The organism is Bacillus sp. FJAT-27916, from assembly GCF_001183965.1.
GTDB lineage: Bacteria > Bacillota > Bacilli > Bacillales > Pradoshiaceae > Pradoshia.
Genome location: NZ_LFZV01000001.1, coordinates 1846193 through 1866511 on the forward strand (window position 1 = coordinate 1846193; position 20319 = coordinate 1866511).

15 protein-coding genes and 1 pseudogene are annotated in these 20319 nt (G+C 45.0%); all 16 read left to right on the plus strand.

What is annotated here, in order from left to right; translation table 11 throughout:
* Window positions 1–72: 72 nt before the first annotated feature.
* The 16 genes and pseudogenes from AC622_RS08930 (at window position 73) to AC622_RS09005 (ending at window position 20231) form a co-directional block, all read left to right on the plus strand.
* The gene (locus tag AC622_RS08930) at window positions 73–918 is read left to right on the plus strand and encodes a metallophosphoesterase family protein (RefSeq protein ID WP_049670754.1); all 846 of its coding nucleotides are present in this window, start codon (window positions 73–75) and stop codon (window positions 916–918) included.
* 405 nt (window positions 919–1323) lie between these two features.
* Window positions 1324–2877 carry an acyl-CoA synthetase gene (locus AC622_RS08935; RefSeq protein WP_049670755.1) on the plus strand — a complete coding sequence of 518 codons (1554 nt, stop codon included), beginning with the start codon at window positions 1324–1326 and terminating at the stop codon, window positions 2875–2877.
* 217 nt (window positions 2878–3094) lie between these two features.
* A complete protein-coding gene (locus AC622_RS08940; RefSeq protein ID WP_049670756.1) occupies window positions 3095–3991 on the plus strand; it encodes a R2-like ligand-binding oxidase in 897 nt (298 codons plus the stop codon).
* A 12-nt stretch (window positions 3992–4003) separates the two neighbouring features.
* On the plus strand, window positions 4004–5521 hold the full coding sequence (locus AC622_RS08945) for an aldehyde dehydrogenase family protein (RefSeq protein WP_049670757.1): 1518 nt from the start codon (window positions 4004–4006) through the stop codon (window positions 5519–5521).
* A gap of 26 nt (window positions 5522–5547) precedes the next feature.
* Entirely contained in the window at window positions 5548–6750 is a 1203-nt protein-coding gene (locus tag AC622_RS08950; protein ID WP_049670758.1) for an iron-containing alcohol dehydrogenase, read from the plus strand.
* A gap of 21 nt (window positions 6751–6771) precedes the next feature.
* The gene (locus tag AC622_RS08955) at window positions 6772–8292 is read left to right on the plus strand and encodes a class I adenylate-forming enzyme family protein (RefSeq protein ID WP_049670759.1); all 1521 of its coding nucleotides are present in this window, start codon (window positions 6772–6774) and stop codon (window positions 8290–8292) included.
* A gap of 157 nt (window positions 8293–8449) precedes the next feature.
* Window positions 8450–10546, plus strand: coding sequence for a sigma-54-dependent Fis family transcriptional regulator (locus AC622_RS08960; protein WP_049670760.1), 2097 nt, complete (start codon window positions 8450–8452; stop codon window positions 10544–10546).
* Window positions 10543–11526, plus strand: a complete 984-nt coding sequence (locus tag AC622_RS08965; RefSeq protein WP_049670761.1) for an NAD(P)H-dependent flavin oxidoreductase — start codon at window positions 10543–10545, stop codon at window positions 11524–11526. Before AC622_RS08960 ends, AC622_RS08965 begins: the two co-directional genes overlap by 4 nt.
* 196 nt (window positions 11527–11722) lie before the next feature.
* Window positions 11723–12859, plus strand: a complete 1137-nt coding sequence (locus AC622_RS08970) for an acyl-CoA dehydrogenase family protein (protein ID WP_049670762.1) — start codon at window positions 11723–11725, stop codon at window positions 12857–12859.
* A gap of 13 nt (window positions 12860–12872) precedes the next feature.
* Window positions 12873–14024 carry a thiolase family protein gene (locus AC622_RS08975; RefSeq protein WP_049670763.1) on the plus strand — a complete coding sequence of 384 codons (1152 nt, stop codon included), beginning with the start codon at window positions 12873–12875 and terminating at the stop codon, window positions 14022–14024.
* 28 nt (window positions 14025–14052) lie between these two features.
* Window positions 14053–14823: a 3-hydroxyacyl-CoA dehydrogenase gene (locus tag AC622_RS08980; protein ID WP_049670764.1), complete on the plus strand. Its 771-nt coding sequence runs from the start codon at window positions 14053–14055 to the stop codon at window positions 14821–14823.
* A gap of 12 nt (window positions 14824–14835) precedes the next feature.
* Window positions 14836–15606: an enoyl-CoA hydratase/isomerase family protein gene (locus AC622_RS08985; RefSeq protein WP_049670765.1), complete on the plus strand. Its 771-nt coding sequence runs from the start codon at window positions 14836–14838 to the stop codon at window positions 15604–15606.
* A 136-nt stretch (window positions 15607–15742) separates the two neighbouring features.
* Entirely contained in the window at window positions 15743–15988 is a 246-nt protein-coding gene (locus AC622_RS08990) for a hypothetical protein (RefSeq protein WP_082197252.1), read from the plus strand.
* Between the two features lie 80 nt (window positions 15989–16068).
* Window positions 16069–16446, plus strand: a pseudogene (locus tag AC622_RS08995) (VOC family protein).
* Between the two features lie 267 nt (window positions 16447–16713).
* Entirely contained in the window at window positions 16714–18453 is a 1740-nt protein-coding gene (locus AC622_RS09000) for an ABC transporter ATP-binding protein (protein WP_049670767.1), read from the plus strand.
* Complete coding sequence (locus tag AC622_RS09005; RefSeq protein ID WP_049670768.1) at window positions 18450–20231, plus strand: ABC transporter ATP-binding protein; 1782 nt, start codon at window positions 18450–18452, stop codon at window positions 20229–20231. The genes AC622_RS09000 and AC622_RS09005 overlap by 4 nt, the downstream gene beginning before the upstream one ends.
* Window positions 20232–20319 lie beyond the last annotated feature (88 nt).

The window sequence follows — 20319 nt, forward strand, 5'->3', positions numbered from 1 at the left end:
GATTGTGTTCAATAATATCATTCATGGAGTGTTCGATTTCATTTATGTTGTCAATCATATGGGGGAGATTAGATGAAACATAGAATTGCCTTATTAGCAGATGTTCATGGAAATGCAAGTGCCTTAAAGGCAGTAGCTGAAGATGCCATCAAAGAGGGTGTTACGGATAGCTGGTTTTTAGGAGATTTAATTATGCCGGGTCCTGGAGCAAATGAACTATTTGAAACATTAAAATCTATGAATGTTTCTGTTTATGTAAAGGGAAATTGGGAAGATTGCTTCCTTGATGTATTAAATAAAGAGATTGATTTGGATAACCCGACGGATATTTATATTTCTAGGTTAGTGCAATATCAGTGTGAACATTTAGATACGAAGAATATAGATCGTATCAAAAATCTGCCATTACAAATAACAAAGAATATCAATGATGTATCGATTAGTCTTACTCACCATCTTCAAGAGAAAAATTATGGAGCGGATTTGCGTCCGACAAATAATCAGGAAGCCTTCGATCAGTTATTTGATCAAGATTACGATATTTCGATATATGGTCATACCCACCAACAATTGTATCGGTATAGCAGCGCGGGACAGCTGATTATTAATCCAGGGTCGGTTGGACAACCGCATTACAAATGGGAAAAGTTGAGGACGGATATTCGTGCACAATACGCTATTCTTGAAATTGATGAAGCTGGAATTGGGGATGTGAGATTCAGGAAAATTCCATATGATATCGATAATGAATTTAAGAATGCCCAGCACTTTCATCTTCCCTATAGTGAATTATACCAAGCAATGTACGAAACTGGTATAGCTTACACCCATAATCATGAGTTTCTACAAGAGATCAATGATAGATTTTCGTATAAAGAAGAAATGATGAATTATTTTGGAAAACACTTTTGGAAATAAAGCAAATATGGTTAATAGATGATATTGCTATTGTTACTGTTTGATAAGCTCCACTGCTTTGGAAGTAAAAGCATGATAGGTAAAATAAGTAATGAGGCAGTTCTTAGTGGCTTTATGACTAAGACAGCCTCTTTTTGTCCTTTTTATCATAAAAATGGCTTATTGCTTTATCTCATTAAAAGCTTGCCTGTTTGATTTATACACACTGCACTGAATGGACTTGTATGTAAAAACGTACAGTCTTTTTCTTTAATGGTTGATGTCATCTACAAAGAGTCCTGTCAGACATAGTCCTATCTCTTTTTTCTGATTCAATTATGGACATAGTCAGCTATGGCATGAATATTGCATCTTTATTTATATGCAGCCTATGCTGCATGAATCTTTCAAGGAGGTGTTATTTAGATGACAACATCCAGTTTATCTGTATCTCGGTCCATGCTGATCGGGGAGCATTTAAGAAGGTCTGCCCATCGGACACCGGATAAGGAGGCATACATATGTGGAGAGAAACGGCTGACCTATCGGCAAATGGAAAAGCGTGCTGTACATTTGGCCGGCTGGCTTCAGGGGAAGGGAATTGATTATGACGATAAGGCGGGGTTTATGCTGTTTAATGGTCTGCCATTTATCGAGATTTTTTATGGCGTCTCATTAGCAGGGGCTGTTGGTGTACCGATTAACTTTAGACTGAACAGTGATGAGCTTCATTATATTATCACAAATTCAGATTGCAAGATTTTATTTATTGAGCAAAAGCTTCTTCCTTTATTTGAGCCCATTAGGAATCAGTGCCCGCTTGTTCAAGAAATCGTGGTCATTGATGGAGATGAAGGACTGGAATTTGAGGATTATGAATCTCTCTATGATGAAGAAGCAAATTTTGTACCATATGAGTGTTTGAATGGGGATGATGGTGCCCTCATCATGTATACATCAGGTACGACAGGCTTGCCTAAGGGTGCCGTCCTTACCCATCATAATCTATCAATCAATGGTATGAATCAAGTCATGACGGCTGGGTTGAGTGCCGACTTCAAACAATTAATCGTTGCCCCATTATTTCACATCGCCGCCATTTCTACACTTTTATATCCCATCCAGGGAACGACTGTCATCCATCAGCAATTTAATCCTGAACAAGTAATGAAAACCATTGAAGAAGAACGGATTACTTTTCTATTCCTCGCACCGACCATGTGGCAAATGCTCGTTACTCATGAGCATATCGGCAACTATGATCTGACGTCGATGACAAGATGCTCTGCAGGAAGTGCTCCATGCTCGGTTGCCTTAAAAGAGAAGGTTGCCCGCTATTTTCCGAACGGAGAATTTCGTGATCCCTTTGGCCAAACAGAGATGAGTCCTGTTACAACCTGCCTTAATCCTGAGGACTCCATTCGCAAGAACATGTCTGTAGGAAAACCGGTCGTGAATGTAGAGGTCCGTGTAGTCGATGAGCAGATGAATGATGTTCCGCTCGGTGAAATAGGAGAAATTGTTTATCGGGGCCCTACGCTTATGAAGGAATATTATAAGAACCCTGAAGCAACCGAAGAGGCTTTCAGGGGAGGTTGGTTCCATAGCGGCGACCTCGTGCGGATGGACGATGAGGGATTCATCTATGTGGTTGATCGTAAGAAGGACATGATTATCAGCGGAGGAGAAAATATTTACCCTGCTGAAATTGAACAAGTATTGATGAAGCATTCTGCCATACAAGAATGTGCCGTCATCGGGATTCCAGATCATAAATGGGGAGAAAGCGTAAAAGCTGTGATTGTAAAGAAATCAGGAGCTGAACTCTCAGAAGGGGAGGTCGTCCACTTCTGCCAAAATCATTTAGCCTCCTATAAGAAGCCAAAAGTAGTTGAATTCATAGATGCCTTACCTAGGAATGCAGCTGGGAAAATACTGAAGAAAGCCTTGAGGCAGGCGGATGAAACCATGAAATCATGATTGATTACCGGACAATAAATAATCCGCTGTGTACGATTATCTTTCATGATTCGACTATAAACTTAGTAAGTCCGTTCATATAAGACTGGCATGGAACTTGCACTATTTACCTATGATGAGAGATTGACAATCCGGAATATTGTAAGCGCTTTAACGAAGGGAGGGGGACATCTAGCTCATCTCTTGCCGTATAAAAGATAATCCAGGAGGGGTATACATGCGTGAATATGTAACAGCGAAACAAGCAATTAATAAGGATTCTTTGCCGTACAAATTGTATCAAAAGGCGAAGAGACATGGAGTTTGGAACCCGCTTGATATTGATTTCTCTCAGGATAAAGAGGATTGGAAGAAATTAAACCCAAAGCAGCAGCAGGAGGTGCTTGATACAATTGCCCTCTTTATCGGAGGAGAGGAGGCAGTGACAGAAGACATTCTTCCGATGATTATGGCAGTCTCCAAAAAAGGCTGGTTTGAAGAAGAGTCCTATTTAACAACCTTTTTGTTTGAGGAAGCAAAGCATGCCGAATTTTTTAGTCTGTTTCTAGAGGCAATTGATGTGACGGATGATTTAAGTCCTCTTCTTCGGCCTGCATACCGTCAGTTGTTTGATGAGATTCTGCCGGAGGCAATGGGCAGATTGCTGGAAGACCAATCACCAGAGGCAATGGTGGATGCGGCTGTTACTTACAATATTTTTGCTGAGGGAGTGTTGGCAGAGACGGGGTACTGGTTCTTTTATGAAGGATTATCCAAGATTAATCTAATGCCTGGACTAATGGAAGGAATCCGGAATATAAAGCGGGATGAGGGCAGGCATATTGGGTTTGGAACATTCTTGATTCAGCGTCTTATTCACGATAAACCTGAACTGTTTGACCGTGTGCAGGAGCGGCTTCAGGAACTATTGCCGATCGCCGCTGCCCTGACAGCAAGAGATGACTCAGTCCTCTCTGTGAATGCAGAAGGAAAGAAAGTGACAAGTCTGGGGTTTGAACAAGGCAAATCCATGGAATATGCCTTGAAGCAATTGACAGCGCGTATTGAGGTTTTATCACGGGCGAAGGGGAAAACACTTGATGAAATCCATGAAACCGAAGTCATTTTCGAATAAGGAGGAGATAGGATGAGCACAGAGACAAAGATACAGGAATTTGCCCAATTCATTAATGGGAAATGGACACCAGGGAGCGGAGGAGCCACATTTGATGTAATTAATCCTGCGGATGGGGAGGTCGTGGCAAAGGCTTCGAAGGCAACACCTGAGGACGTAAATGCTGCTGTCCAGAATGCGAAGGAAACGTTTGAGTCTGGTGTTTGGTCGAAGAAATCTCAAAAGGAACGGACACAAATCATGCTCCGCTTCGCCGGGAAAATCAAGGAACATGCCCATGAGCTCATCTATTTGGAAGGCATCAGCACGGGAGCGACGGTTCGGAAAATTGGCGGAGCTGATATTATGCAGCTGATCCTCTGTTTGCAGCAGACGGCAAATATGTCCTTGAAATATGAAATGACAGAGTATTTGCCTGTCATGGAAACATTTGGGCCGAACCGTACGCAGCTCGTTCGTGAGCCGCTTGGGGTCGTGGCGGCAATTACGCCATTTAACTTTCCGTTAGTGCTGGCCATGTGGAAGATAGCCCCGGCAATTGCGATGGGAAATTCCATCATCGTGAAGCCGGCATCTGATACACCGCTCGGTACGTTGAAATTGGCGGAACTGGCGATTGAGGCCGGCTTGCCTAAAGGTGTATTCAATGTGGTAACAGGGCTAGGTTCCGAGGTCGGCGAAGCCCTGGTCAGACATCCTGATGTCCGAAAAGTCGCCTTTACGGGGTCGACCGAAATCGGGAAGAAAATCATGGAGCAGTCTGCCTCTTCTGTTAAGAAGGTGACATTGGAGCTGGGAGGAAAGGCAGCTGCGATTATCCTGCCGGATGCTGATTTCGAGGTGACGATTCCAGGTGTGCTCCTTGGGGTATTCTTCCATGCTGGCCAGGTATGTGAGGCTAGTACACGTGTTTTGGTCCATGAATCTGTCTATGAGCCGGTAATCGAGCAATTGGCCGCGATGACCCAGAAGATTAAGCTTGGTCATCCGCTTGACCCTGGCACAGGGATGGGGCCGGTGATTTCAGAAAAGCAGATGAATAAGATACTCGACTATATTGAATCAGGAAGGGAAGATGGAGCCCGTCTTGTCTGCGGAGGCAAGCGAGCAGAGGTTAAGGGGTTATCTGGGGGCTATTATATTGAACCGACCATCTTTGCGGATGTAACCAATGATATGAAGATTGCCCGGGAGGAAATATTCGGACCTGTCCTATGTGTCATGAAATATAAGGATGTGGATGAGGCAGTCGCTATCGCCAATGATACGAATTACGGCTTGTCTGCGGGGGTTTGGTCCAGAGATGTAACAACCGCTAATGAAATTGCCTCTAAGCTTGAGGCAGGAACCGTTTGGATCAATGAATGGCATGTATTCCGAAACGATGCTCCGTTTGGCGGTTATAAAGAAAGCGGGCTTGGGCGTGAGCTCGGCATTCAGGCCTTTAATGAATATACAGAGCTAAAAAGCATCATAACCTCACTGACGACAGAGAATAAGCAGCGCCCGGCGCTTGGTTTGATTTTTTAAATAATTTTTAGGAATGGAGAGATACGATGAAAAAGACCTCGTATTATGAATTTACGCATCGTTCTAATATACGCAGCGGTGCAGGAACCCATATACTCGTCCCAGACCTCATTCATGCGCTAGGCGGCAGACGGCCGGTCCTGTATTCAGACAAAGGCTTGACGCAGGCAGGCTTGACCAAAAAGATTGAGCGGCTTTTTGAAATGGCCCCAGGTATCCAGCTGGCTGGCGTTTTTGACGATGTCACGCAGGATGCCAAGTCCTCAAATATTAATAATGGCCTAAAATATTTCAAGGAATGTAACGGTGATTCACTGATTGCCATTGGCGGCGGTTCAGTTCTTGATACGGCAAAGGCCATTAAATGGTGTCTTCACAAAAATGTGAAAAAAATCGAGGAAGCCTTGGCAGGGAATGTGCTGGAGGTTTGGCCGGAGGCAGTCCATATGGGAATTCCTCACATATCCATAGCAACTACAGCAGGGACTGGGGCAGAAATTTCAGGTATTTCAGTCGTCTTTAATGAAATGCTTGGTGTTAAATGTAATCTCCTGAATCCGTTCATCAATTCGGATATTGCCATTCTAGACCCGGAATTGACGATTGGCCTTCCGCCAAAAATCACCGCATTTACCGGTATGGATGCTTTGACACATGCGATTGAGGGATACTTCTCAAATAAATCGAATGCGATGGCAGATGCCTTTGCCCTTCATTCTGCAAAAATGATACGCGATAATTTGCATACGGCTGTATCGGATGGACAGAATCGTGAGGCGAGAGCGAATATGCTCCAAGCGAGTGCTATGGCCATTACAAGCTTTGCTTTAGCGTTCTCGACGCTGCCGATTCATAATATGGCCCATGCTTTAGGTGCCAAATATGGCATTCCCCATGGCTTTGCAAATGCGGTCTTAATGCCATCTGTCATGAAGCATTTAGCTCCGCTTTATTTGCCAAAGGTGAAAGAGTTTGCTCACGTATTCGGAATCAAGGAGATTCCTGAAACAGATGAGCAATGCCTCGAGCAGTGTATCAATGAAATCATCTCCCTCCGCAGGTCGGTCAACTTGCCGGATGATTTTGCTGAATATGAGATTGATGAAGCTGATGTGAAAGAAATTGTCAAGGCTGTGCAAAATGACCCGTCCGGCCAGGCCTTCCGCATTCCGGAAGAGGTCATTATGGCGGTGTGCAAGGAAGTTCTTGGCACGAAGGTAAGGGTTTGATTTGGTTAAGGAGGGATTAAGATGAATATAGTTGAATTGCTTGAAAGTACGGCATCAAGGCTTCCGAACCGGCCTGTTCTTCATTTCAGAGGTTCATTGATGACATATCAGGAATTAGCGGACACCGTCTATTCCTTTGCAGCCGGTCTTAAGGAATACGGGGTTGGACATGGGACAAAGGTTGCGCTCATGATGACGAATCGTCCTGAATATATCATTTCTTATTTTGCCATCCTGGCAAATGGCGGTACAGTTGTTCCAATCAATCCGACCTTCAAGGAAAAAGAAACAGCCTATATCATCAACGACTCCGAATCCGAGTTGTTAATCATGGAGGAAATGACCCGTCCGGTCATCGAGAGTGCAAAGAGTGATTTCCAGCATGTACGTGAAATCTTTTATTACGGAGAAGAAGAAAACCTTCCGTTTAAAGATTGGCATACACTTGGTGTACAGTCCCCCATTTCACAGTCGATATCTATGCCGGCAGATGCTATTGCACAAATCATCTACACATCAGGTACGACCGGCAGTCCAAAGGGGGCTATGATTACTCATGGCAACCTGAACTGGATGTCCATCACCGCAGCTGTCACAAATCAACTCTCCACTAAAGACCGAGTATTATGTGTTTTGCCGCTCTTCCATGCTTATGCCAAACTTCAGGGCTTTCTCTCGCCGATTGCCCATGGAGCCGCGATTTATCTAGAGGAGAAGTTCCATCCAATGGATACGCTCGATAAGATAGCGAAAGAAAAGATAACCGTTTTTCTCGGTGTTCCGACCATGTATGCCCTCTTCTTAAGTAACCCCAAAATAAGTAAGTATGATTTCTCGCATTTACGCATTGCCGGCTGCGGTGGAGCCAGTCTGCCGTCAGAGATCCTTCATAAAGCAAACCAATCCCTTGGTGTTGATATTGGAGAAGGGTATGGGCTTACAGAAAGTACGGTTATGCTGATGACAACACCGCGTGATTTGCCGAAAAAATTGAAATCGGTCGGAATGCCTCTTCCGGGCGTAGATTTGAAGATTGTCGATCCGGAAGGGAAGGAAACGGCTCCTCATCAGGTTGGGGAAGTCATTTTCCGAGGTCCTAACATGATGAAAGGCTATTATAAGAAGCCGGAAGAAACAGAGAACACGATTAAGGATGGCTGGCTGTATACAGGAGACCTAGCCTATTATGATGAGGAAGGGTACCATTTCATTGTCGACCGTAAAAAAGATATGATTATCCGAGGCGGTTTCAATATCTACCCGCGTGAACTGGAGGAAGTCCTATATGAGCATCCAGGAATTCTTGAGTGCTCGGTTATCGGCCGTCCTGATGAAGTTTTTGGAGAGAAAACCGTCGCGTATATTAACAAGAAATCTCCTGAATTAACGGAGGATGAAGTGAAAGCATATTGTGCAAGTAAACTCGCTGAGTATAAGGTGCCTGATTATGTTTGCTTTATCGATGAGATTCCAAAATCAGGAACCGGGAAGATTTTGAAGACTGTACTAAAGGAACGAGACAAAAAAATTATTCAATCTTGATGGATATGGGCAGATTCTTTTCCAAGCTTATGGAGAGGAATCCGCCCTTTTTCTATTTTCCCCGACAAGAAAAAAGGAGTTCACGGGACAACTGTTGAACCTAATAAGGTAAGCAACGAGAAAGGGGAGATGGGAGATTAAATCGGTAAAAGACATAATGAGTCCATTGGAGCATTGTCTATCACCGACGAATACATTAAGGGATGCCATCGAAATTATGCACAATCAGAAATGGAACACTGTTCCTGTGACGAATCAATCCGGGAAATTAATTGGCGTTTTTACGAGAAGCTCGATGTATCAAATGATTCTTTCAGATGTACCTAAGGATACGCCAATCAGCGACTACATAAAGAAGGCTGTTGGGACCGTTCTCGAAGATGTCAATTCAGAATTGCTGGAGACAATGATTGCCAAGAGCAGGGTTGGAACTGGGATCATCATTAATAAAAGCGGGAAGCCGGTCGGCCTTTTTACGAAGACCAATGCCGTTATGAATTATGTGAAGGAAACACAAATACTGAAAAAACAGCTCGAAAAAGTAATGGATACCTCGAATCTCGGGGCTATTATGACAAATGAAGATGGGACGATTATTTTTGCCAATGAAAAATGCGCAGAGATGATTGGGATGCCATTGGCTGAGATAACGGGAGAGGATATGGAGGCATTTGTTCCTGCTGTCAGCAGGTATGCAGACGAACGTGAAGCTCATTTTCCAATGGTATTTCATCAGCAGCATTTCATTGTACGATTGTCGAAATACAGTATAGACAATCAGAAGGAAGGCTATATTGCCTTGTTTCAAAATGTCTCTGAACTGGAGAAACTGACGGCTGAGCTGGAATCTCAGAAGAAGTGGAAGACCCTGCTGCAATCCGTCATTCATAATGCCTATGACGGTTTAGTCATGATTAATGAGCAAGAGGAGATTACCTTTATCAGTCCCTCCTTACTGGAGTTATTTGAATTAGATAAGGAAATGAAAGAGAAGGATAAGATTACTAAAGTGCTCCCACATCTCAGTCTGGAACAGGTAATGAAAACAGGGGTTGCTGAAGTAAGCGATTTCATGGAGATTAAAGGCATCAATTACCTAGTTCACCGGATTCCGGTCTATCAAGGAGAACGAATTATCGGGGCAATCGGCAAGATTGTCTACCGGCAGCTTCATGAGGTTCGCGAGGCATTCAAGAGTGCAGAGGACAACCGGAAGGTGATTCATAAGCAGGAGGGAATCGAGAAATCGCGATTTACCTTTAATGAAATTCTCTCCAAGGATAAACAAATGGATAAGCTCATCCGAAGCGGAACGAAGGCGGCTAAGAGCAAGACGACGATTCTCCTATACGGGGAGAGCGGGACTGGGAAAGAATTATTCGCCCACGCGATTCACAGCTCTAGTACGAATAGTAGAGGCCCCTTTATTACCGTGAACTGTGCAGCTATTCCAGAGCATCTCTTAGAATCGGAGTTTTTTGGCTATGAGGACGGGGCTTTTACAGGAGCTAAGCAAAAGGGGAAAATCGGGAAATTTGATTTAGCCCACGGGGGGACGCTTTTTCTCGATGAAATCGGTGATATGTCACTTCCTATTCAGGCAAAGCTGCTGCGTGTGCTGCAGGAGCGGGAGTTTTATCGTGTAGGCGGTACGGAACGAATAAAAGTGGATGTCAGAATTATCGCAGCAACGAATCGGCCATTGGAGAGAATGGTCGCAGACGGGACGTTCAGGGAGGATTTATTCTATCGGCTGAATGTCATCTCCTTTGAAATACCTCCTCTTAGGAAAAGAAAAAAGGATATTCTGCTTTTGAGTGAATCCTTTATCCGAGAATTGAACCGTCAGAATGGTACGAGTATTACAGGTTGGGAGCCGCTCTTTGAGCAAGCCATCATGGATTATGATTGGCCTGGCAATATTCGTGAGCTCCGCAATGTATGGGAGAGAGCCATGATTTTTGCGGAAAACGGAAAGGTACGTCTGGAGGATTTGCCGGATTATGTCTTGAAGAATGCTGGTTATGATGTCTTTTTGCAGGAAGAGGAGGAAATGACCCCGCAGCCCTTACTTGAGAAGGCCGAGCAATTTGCTATTCAAAAAGCCCTTCAAATGTCAGGCGGGAATAAGAGCAAGGCATGCATTCTTCTTGGAATCAGCCGATCTGTTTTGTATGACAAATTGAAGATATATAATGTACCGGCATTCAAGGAACAAAGAAGTGGAAACAGTGAAAGGAAGGATGAAGGATGAAAGCAGAAGTATTAAAGAAATTGAATCAGGATTTAACATTACCGGTGATTGTGTCGCCAATGTTTATCGTTTCGAAGACGGAGATGGTGCTGGCTAGCATGAGAGCTGGTGTGATTGGCACATTCCCAACATTGAATGCTCGCACAAATGCCGAGCTCGAGCAATGGTTTGAGCAGATTACCCGTACAGCTGAAGAGGAAAACAAATCCCGGAATGACCGCAAGCTTGCTCCGTGGGGAGTAAATCTAGTCGTCCATCATACAAACCAGCGCTATGAAGAGGACCTGGCTTCCATTAAGAAATATAAGGTGCCGCTTGTTATCACCTCTCTTGGCAAACCGGTAAAGGAGGTCGAGGTCGTCCACGAATACGGCGGGGCTGTATTCTCTGATGTCATCAGCATTAAGCATGCTAAGAAGGCAATTGAGGCAGGGGTTGATGGGCTGATTCTTGTCTGTAATGGAGCGGGAGGACATGGTGGCACGTTAAATCCTTTTGCGTTTGTGGCGGAAATTAGACAAATCTTTGATGGAGTTATCATTCTGTCAGGTACAATTTCGAATGGACAAGAAATTGCCGCTGCACAAATGCTTGGAGCAGATTTTGCCTATATGGGAACGCGTTTTATTGCGACAGAGGAAGCAAATGCTGTGGAATCCTATAAGGAAATGCTCATTCAATCAACCGCCCATGACATCATCTACACGGATGCCATCAGCGGAGTGCGCGCCAATTATTTAATACCAAGCATTGAGCGTGCCGGATTTGACCCGAACCATCTAGAAAAAACAGGAGAGATTAAGGTTGTCCATTCAGAAAACGAAACATCAAAAGCTTGGAAGGATATTTGGTCTGCTGGTCAAGGGGTTGGCTCCATTAAGGAGGTTAAGCCAATAGCGGAATTGGTGGAGATCCTGCGTGAAGAGTATGCTCAGGCAATCGCAAAAATGAATGAACAATCAGCCATTCTGATTAAATAAAGTACGAGAGAGGGCGGCAATCAACGATTTCCGCTCTTTCTTTACTCATTTATACACTGTCAAATATAGGCTGTTCTAATTCCGGACACTATAATCTCTCCTCCTCCTCTAATCCAAGCTTATTGATTGGCACAAAACTTGCATCATTCTTTAGTGTATACATTTATCCAATCGATAGAAAAGGAGCCGATTCATTATGACCGGTTATTTAAAGGAAGAACATCATATCTTTCGTGATTCTGTCCGTAGGTTCATGGACAAAGAGGTCATCCCTTATTACCGGGAATGGACAAAGCAGAAGAAAATGCCGGATGATTTCTTCAAGAAGATGGGGGAGCAGGGATTTCTCGTTCCTTGGGCTGATGAGAAATACGGCGGATTTAATGCTGACTTCGCTTATTCGGTCATTTTGGCAGAGGAGTTTGAACGGGTGGAAAGCGGGTTAGGCGGATGTGTATTACATAATGACATCATCGTTCCTTATTTGTATGACTATGGAACAGAGGAACAACGGCAAAGGTGGATCCCAAAATGCATCACCGGTGAATGCTCCACGGCGATCGCAATGACTGAACCCGGAACAGGGTCAGACCTAGGGAATCTGCAGACGAGGGCAGTGCGTGACGGGGACCATTATATCATCAACGGAGAGAAGACTTTTATCTCGAATGGACTGAAAGCAGGCATTGTCATTGTGGCCTGTAAAACAGACCCAGGCGCCGGTCACAAAGGAATCAGCTTGATTGTTGTCGAGGAAGGGACGCCGGGCTTTATCCGAGGCAAAAGATTAGAAAAAATCGGGCAGCCGGCTGGGGATACGACTGAACTTATATTTGAGGATGCGAGAGTTCCGGCTGGCAATCTATTAGGGGAAGAGAATAAGGGATTTTACTATTTGATGGAGAAGCTTCAGCAAGAGCGGCTGATGTGTGCCATTCAGGCGATGGCGGCAGCAGAAGAGTCATTGCGCATCACGATTGAATATGTGAAACAGCGGGAGGCCTTTGGCCGGCCGCTCAGCAAGCTTCAAAATACACAGTTCAAGATTGCAGAAATGGCAACAGAGGTCGCTATTGGCAGATCGTTCATTGATGATTTGATTGTCCGTCATATGGACGGGGAGGATGTTGTTACAGAAGTCAGCATGGCTAAATGGTGGGTGACAGACATGGCCAAGCGGCTTGTCGCAAACTGCATGCAGCTTCATGGTGGATACGGATTCATGGAGGAATATGCCATTGGCAGGCGCTACCGTGATATTGCGGTCACATCCATCTATGCCGGAACGAATGAAATCATGAAACAGATTATCGCAAAGAAAATCGGATTATAAAGGAGAATGACAGATGAGAGAAGCAGTAATCGTTGAAGCGGTACGAACACCAGTTGGAAAGAGAAAAGGTGTATTTAAGGACATTCGGCCGGATGACTTATTGTCCTATGCCTTGAAGGAAGTCGTAAAGCGTTCCGGTATATTGGCCGAACTCGTAGAGGATGTGATTATTGGCTGTGTTTCGCAGGTGGAGGAGCAGGGAATTAATATCGCTCGCTCAGCTGCTTTGATGGCTGATTTCCCTGTCAAGGTGCCTGGAACAACTATTGACAGGCAATGCGGCTCAAGTCAGCAGGCCATCCATTTTGCAGCACAGGCTATCCTTTCAGGTGACATGGATATCGTCATCGCTGGTGGAGTGGAGAGTATGACAAGGGTTCCAATGGGATCGACAAGGAAGGAATCCAGGCCGAGCAAAGAGCTCTCAAGCCGGTATGAACTAATCAATCAAGGTCTTTCAGCGGAAAGAATTGCAGAGAAATGGGGCTATGACCGTCAGCAATTGGATGAATTCTCTTTAATGAGTCATCAGCGTGCCATCAATGCTCAGAATGAGGGCCGTTTTGATCGTGAAATTATGCCGATTGAGGTCATTGAAGAGGATGGAACGAAGACGCTCGTCACCCAAGATGAAGGGCCGCGCAGAGGAACCTCCCTCGAAAAGCTTGGCACACTTCCGGCAGCCTTCAAGGAGGATGGAATCATTCATGCGGGGAATGCGAGTCAAATGAGTGACGGGGCAGCTGTTGTCTTGGTCATGTCTAAGGAGAAAGCACTTGAGCTTGGATTGAAGCCGCGCTTTAAGCTAGTAGCACGAACAGTTGTCGGCTCTGATCCAACCCTTATGCTGACCGGTCCGATTGAGGCAACAAGAATGGTATTGGAGAAAGCGGGCTTAACCATCGAAGACATAGATTTATATGAAGTGAATGAGGCTTTCGCTCCTGTTCCTCTTGCGTGGCTTGATGATATTGGTGCTAATCCAGAAAAGCTTAATGTCAATGGAGGGGCAATAGCGCTTGGGCATCCACTCGGCGCAAGCGGTGCCCGCGTAATGATCACACTTATGCATGAGCTGGAAAGAACAGAAGGGAAATATGGTCTGCAGGCTATTTGTGAAGGTGCTGGAATGGCAAATGCAACGATTATCGAACGTTTGACGTAATAGCATCATAAATGGGGAGGTTGGAAGGATGAAAATGAATGAAGTGATCGCCATTGTGACCGGCGGGGCATCTGGATTAGGGGAAGCGACAGTTAAATTGATTGTTGAAAATGGCGGTAAGGCTGTTATTATCGATCAGAATGAAGAAAAGGGCCATGCTCTTTCAGAAAAGCTTGGTCATTCACAGGTATTATTTAAAAGGGCTGACGTGACGAGTGAAGAGGAAGTCTCCCAGGCAATTTCTGATGGCATCAAGCAATTTGGCTCCCTGAATACGGTTATTAATTGTGCGGGGATAGGAGTAGGAGAAAAGGTAGTCTCAAAGGATAAGGTCCACGATTTAGGCCGCTTCAAGAAGGTGATTGAGGTGAATTTGATTGGTACATTCAATGTTCTTCGCCTGGCTGCTGAACAGATGATTAAGAATGAACCGAATGCAGAGGGCGAGCGCGGGGTCATTATCAATACGGCATCTGTCGCAGCCTTTGAAGGTCAAATAGGACAGGCAGCCTATAGCGCCTCTAAAGGCGGTATTGTTGGTATGACGTTGCCGCTTGCCCGTGACTTGGCACGCAGCGGGGTAAGGGTCATGACGGTTGCGCCAGGCTTGATTGATACACCATTATTCGGCGGGCTTCCCGAACAAGCGAGAAAAGCACTTGGAGCAATGGTTCCATTCCCGTCTCGACTTGGTTACCCAGAGGAATACGCCATGCTTGCAAAAAGCATTATAGAAAATCCGATGCTCAATGGTGAGACAATCCGCTTGGATGGCGCCATCCGCATGCAGCCGAAATAAGGGGGATAAAGAATGTATACGGTGATTGAGGTTGAGAAATCTGATAATATCGCGATTGTAACTATTGATAATCCACCTATGAATGTACTAAGTCATCAGGTTGCGGAGGAATTATGCGAGGCCTTTGCTGAATTGGAGCAAGCGGATGATGTTGTCTCCGTAATCGTAACCGGTAAAGGAGAAAAGGCCTTCATGGCTGGGGCGGATATAAAAGAGTTCCCTCAGATGATTAATGGAGAAAAACTTGATAAACCTAGCAAGAAGAAGGAAGTCTTCCATGTTATTCACGCTTTCCCGAAACCAACGATAGCCTATTTAAACGGACATACACTAGGAGGCGGACTTGAGCTCGCACTTACCTGTGATATCCGTATTTCCTCAAAAGAGGTACAGCTGGGGCTCCCTGAAGTGAAGCTGGGATTGTTCCCAGGCGGAGGGGGCACACAGCGCCTGCCTCGCTTGATTGGGGAAGCAAAAGCAAAGGAATTGATGTTTACTGGAAATTCCCTCACGGCAGAGGAAGCACTCCATTTAGGCATCGTGAACCAAATTGCAGAAAATGGAATCGAGGATGCTAAAAGGCTTGCAGCCAAGATTAGCCGTCATTCCTTACAAGCATTGAAACGAATTAAACAAGCTGTCAATGAAGGTCATGAAAAGCCATTACAGGAGGGACTGGCCCTGGAGGCAAAGCTATTCCAGGAGGTGTTTGAGACGGAGGATGTGAAGGAAGGAATTCAAGCGTTTATTGAGAAGCGCCGTCCGGTCTTTACACATCGATAGATGAATAGATGAAGGACGGGTTTAATATGGCCGTCCTTTTCGTTTTTAGAGGAGATTTCTGTTCTTGGACCGGTGCAAGTAAAGGAGAATCGCTGAATACAATGGGTAAATGATAATCATTCAGGAGGCGGTGCAGGTGGGGGGAATAGACAAACGTAACAGGTTAAATGAGGAACCATTTACTTATCAAACAACGAAAAATGGAACGATCTTCATCTATTACAAAGGTAAACAAATTAAAATGATGAAGGATCATGAGGCTGAACGTCTTATAGCGAGAATAAAAGAAGTAGAAGATAACGGAACAGAAGTTCAGTTATTATTGGCTAAAGCGACAGGAAATTTTAAACGGGGCAACGAAAAGATGGGCAAAAGAAGCTAAATGATTGGCAGGAGAATTCTTGCGTAATAGAGAATCTAGGCTGTAAACAAAAATCATCATAATTTGGGAGGGAAAAGAATGTGATTAGTCAAGTTGGTCAAATCATGCTGTATGTTGATAACCAAGATGAGGCAGTGGAATTCTGGACAAACCAATTGGGCTTCACTGTAATAGCTAAGGAGAATAAAACCTAAGGATTTAGGTGGATTGAAATTGCACCAAAAATGGGGGCTGAAACAAGCCTCATTCTGCATAATAAGGACTTTGTTTCAAAAATGTCTCCTGGCCTGAATCTCGGTACCCCTTCTTTAATGTTTTTCACAGATAATCTCGAGCAATTACACAATGACTTAATAAAGAAAAAAGTGACTGTCGGAGAGATTGTCCAAATGCCTTCCGGTAAAGTATTTAACTTTGCAGATTATGAAGAAAACTATTTTGCCGTTATGGAAAAGTAGGTACTAGACCAAATTCAGATATAGAGCGTTGCATACGGCTGCCGATTCTAGGCAGCTTTTTTATGCACAGGATTATCTAGGCGTTTTCTTTTTAAAGCCAGCCTGCGCAAAGATACAGGAGAGAAGCGGACTATGCTGTGAAAATAGATTGTGAGTGATGAATTAGGTAAGCATCTATTTCTCCAATTTATTTTGGAATATTTGAAAAAGTTCGTGTATTTTACGAGCGAATGTTCTAGAATTATTAAATATTGGAGGGGATTGGCATTGAAGTTAGCAAAGGAAATACTTGGGCATTTTAAGCCCTATTGGTTTAGTGTCGTGATGGCAGTCGTATTTGCCCTCATTGGGGGAGCTTTCACGATTCTGCCCCCAATATTGACAGGGAAGCTTGTCGATGATGTGCTCCAAAACGAGGCTGTACAATTATTGCCATGGATCATTGGGGGATTCGTGATTGCCTACATAGGCAAAGTGGTGTTTGAAAGCCTGCAGGAGTATATACAAATTAAGGTTGGCTTGGATGTCATCACAGATATGCAGCTTCGGGCGTTTAAGAAATTACATAAGGCTCCGATGTCATTCTTCCAGCACACGCCGCGTGGAGATATGCTATACCGGCTTACGCACGATGTGGAATCGATTCAAAACCTGAATAATACGGTTGTTCCGCGATTTTTACAGCAGATTATCAGTGCGGTCGCAGCTTTTGCGACGGTCATCTTTTTATTCTGGCCGACAGCGATTGTTATGGTTGGTGTCTTTATCATTTATTTATATCCTTCATTCAAGCTAGGAACAACGGTCAGAAAGATGAGCGCTGTACAGCGTGATATGAGTGCAGATATGTACCACCATATGCAGGAGAGCATCGAGTCCTCAAGGCTTGTCCGTACCTTTCAGCTGCAGGAAAAGGAAATTGATACACAGCGGACGAAGCTTGGGAAGTGGATGGCCTTTTCCATTAAGGCAGCCCTCATCAGCAAGGTGAATTGGCGCCTGGGGAACCTTTTTAATATCGCTACACCCGGTGTCGTTATGCTGATTGGCGGATTTGCCGTATGGCGAGGAGATATCACGGTCGGTGTACTTGTAGCTTGCTTAGGGTTTATTCCAACGATGTTTCAGCCAGTCCGCTCGCTTGCTGAGAATGCATTGACGATTCAGCAGGCCATTCCGGCTTTGCAGCGTTTATACGAATATTTTGATTTGCCTGAGGAACATGAGGCAGGCCTTCCAGAGATAGGCGGGATTGAAGGAAAGCTTGAAATGAAGCATGTAACCTTCCAATACCCCGGTACGAATTTGACTGTGCTGAATGATATTAGCTTCATCATTGAGCCTGGCAAGCATATCGGCATCGTCGGTACCAGCGGCGGCGGAAAAAGTACGATTGTCCAGCTCTTGCTTGGGTTGTATGAACCAGATCAAGGAGAGGTCTTAATTGATGGAAAACGGCTTTCTGATTATGACCGCAACTCTTTTAGAAGGCAGGTCGGAGTCGTGAGTCAGGAGACCTTCCTTTTGAATGGAACATTGAAGGAGAACCTATTGTACGGTAAAAAGGATGCGACAGAGACAGAATTTAGGCATGCGGCAGAGGCGGCCGGATTGACTGAGTTTATTAACACACTCCCGAATGGCTATGAAACCCTTATTGGGGAACGCGGACTTAAATTATCCGGAGGACAGCGCCAAAGGGTAGCGCTGGCGAGAGCCATCTTGCGCCATCCAGAACTGTTGATCTTTGATGAAGCGACCTCTTCCCTGGACGGCGAAACCGAAGAAAGGGTACAGGAAGCACTCGAACGCCTCATTCCAGGAAGAACGACGATTACGATTGCTCATAGGCTGATTACGGTGAGGGACGCGCATGAGATTCTATTCTTGGAGCGGGGTGTTATTGCTGAACGGGGGACACATGAGCAATTGCTGTCACTGAAAGGCCGTTATTATGAGCTGTACATGTCACAATATAAAGAACTTGAAAAGGGGAGAGTAGGATGAGCACGGTACAATTAGAAGGAAAAAGCAAAGATGGCAGACGTGTTCTTGCCTTCTTGAAGCCTTTTTGGAAATGGGTGCTCGGTGATTCGATTGTTATTGCTATTGCCCAGGTTTGCGCCTCTGTCATCCCAACTTTTGCGCTGAGCTGGCTTGTCGACGATATTCTTCCTGGACAATCAACGAATCTCCTTTGGGGATTGATGTGGCTGCTGGTCTTTGTGGCCGTATTTGATTTGGTGATGATGGTTATTGATGAATACTTTTGCCATTATATTGCGAAATCTGTGACGAACAGGCAGAAGATTAGGCTGTTTACACATGTTCAATATTTGCCATTCTCCTTTTTCCAAAATGCAAAATCCGGAGAATTGCTGGCCAGGACGTCGGATGATCCGGATACCCTGCATAATTTCCTCGCTTGGGAAGGATCGACATTGATGGCAGCGGTCCAGGGCGTTGTTATTTATAATATTGTTCTTTTATTTATTCATCCATACTTAATGATGGCGAGCGTAGTGCTTGGTATTATCTTTTATATGGCATCGAATTATGTTGGGAAAAGAACGCGTCTCGCTTCTAAACAGGCGCGGGACGAGGCGTCAAAATATTTGGAACGGATGCGCGAATCCGTGACAGGTATCCATCTTTCTAGAGTGCTCGGCGTATCGGACAGTGAGGTTGAGAGTATCGTCGGCATCAGGCAAGCCTTTGTGAAGCATTCCGTGCGTGAGTTGAAGGCACGGATGCAATCGATTGTCGTCATTGGCGGGTATAACGGAATCGCCTTGGCTGGTGTGTATTTTATCAGTATCCTCTTAATCTGGAACAGTGAGCTGACCACTGGTCAAATGCTGACAGCGGGAGGCCTAGTGACAATTGCCGCTAATGAAATGCAGAAGATGCTCAGGATGTGGCTCTCCATCAGGCGTACAGGACCTGCCTTAGATCGCTCGGATATCCTTCTGGCAAACCCAAAATCAGAAGCGGAAACAAAGGCTGGTGTAGTCCCTGCTGAAATGAAGGGAAGTATCACGTTTCATGATGTTACTTTCGCCTATCCTGAGAAAGAAGAGCCGGTCCTCCGTGGCGTTTCCTTTCATATTGAAGGCGGGGATGCCGTTGCGCTGACAGGTCCGAGCGGTGCCGGTAAATCAACGATAACAGATCTGCTGCTTCGTTTGTATGAGCCGAAGGACGGTCTAATCCTCATAGACGGTCAGCCTATTGAGACATTTGACATCGGCTGGCTGCGAAGCCAGATTGCATTTGTTTCTCAGGATGTCCAGCTGCGCAATGGCACTCTTCGGGACAATTTGAGAATCGGGAATACAAAGGCAAGTGATCAGGAACTGCTGGCCGCTTTAAGGGACAGTGGCTTATGGGAGTATTATCAAGGTCTTCCGGATGGGCTCGATTCCTCTGTTGGAGAGCGGGGAACCAGCCTCTCTGGAGGACAGAAACAGCGTCTATCACTTGCTAGGGCATTGGTGAGAGAAGCTAAGCTGCTCATTCTTGACGAAGCGAGCTCAGCGCTGGATCCAATTACGGAATTGAAGATTAATGAAGCGATACGAGAAAGGAAGAAGCGGCAGACCGTCATCATCATTTCCCACCGACTCTCAACCGTGTTGTCCGCAGATCGAATTATCGTCATGGATGAAGGAAGGATTAAGGAATCCGGCACCCATCACGAATTGGTAAACAAGGAGAACGGAATCTACTCCCGTATGTTTAAGCGGGAAGCGGATATGGGTTCCACTATACTCATTGGTAAATAACAGATGAAATCAGTAGGAAATGGAAGGCTGTCTCCATGACAGCCTTTTTATCAAGATGCTATTAACGCTTTCATAGAGCAATAGAAAG

What these genes read in the sequence shown, in the direction of transcription:
- AC622_RS09005 (WP_049670768.1), top strand. Translation starts at nt 18,450, where the DNA reads ATGAGCACGGTACAATTAGAAGGAAAAAGCAAAGATGGCAGACGTGTT.
- AC622_RS08985 (WP_049670765.1), top strand. Translation starts at nt 14,836, where the DNA reads ATGTATACGGTGATTGAGGTTGAGAAATCTGATAATATCGCGATTGTA.
- AC622_RS08935 (WP_049670755.1), top strand. Translation starts at nt 1,324, where the DNA reads ATGACAACATCCAGTTTATCTGTATCTCGGTCCATGCTGATCGGGGAG.
- AC622_RS08955 (WP_049670759.1), top strand. Translation starts at nt 6,772, where the DNA reads ATGAATATAGTTGAATTGCTTGAAAGTACGGCATCAAGGCTTCCGAAC.
- AC622_RS08975 (WP_049670763.1), top strand. Translation starts at nt 12,873, where the DNA reads ATGAGAGAAGCAGTAATCGTTGAAGCGGTACGAACACCAGTTGGAAAG.
- AC622_RS08950 (WP_049670758.1), top strand. Translation starts at nt 5,548, where the DNA reads ATGAAAAAGACCTCGTATTATGAATTTACGCATCGTTCTAATATACGC.
- AC622_RS08965 (WP_049670761.1), top strand. Translation starts at nt 10,543, where the DNA reads ATGAAAGCAGAAGTATTAAAGAAATTGAATCAGGATTTAACATTACCG.
- AC622_RS08940 (WP_049670756.1), top strand. Translation starts at nt 3,095, where the DNA reads ATGCGTGAATATGTAACAGCGAAACAAGCAATTAATAAGGATTCTTTG.
- AC622_RS08945 (WP_049670757.1), top strand. Translation starts at nt 4,004, where the DNA reads ATGAGCACAGAGACAAAGATACAGGAATTTGCCCAATTCATTAATGGG.
- AC622_RS08960 (WP_049670760.1), top strand. Translation starts at nt 8,450, where the DNA reads ATGAGTCCATTGGAGCATTGTCTATCACCGACGAATACATTAAGGGAT.
- AC622_RS08970 (WP_049670762.1), top strand. Translation starts at nt 11,723, where the DNA reads ATGACCGGTTATTTAAAGGAAGAACATCATATCTTTCGTGATTCTGTC.
- AC622_RS08930 (WP_049670754.1), top strand. Translation starts at nt 73, where the DNA reads ATGAAACATAGAATTGCCTTATTAGCAGATGTTCATGGAAATGCAAGT.
- AC622_RS08980 (WP_049670764.1), top strand. Translation starts at nt 14,053, where the DNA reads ATGAAAATGAATGAAGTGATCGCCATTGTGACCGGCGGGGCATCTGGA.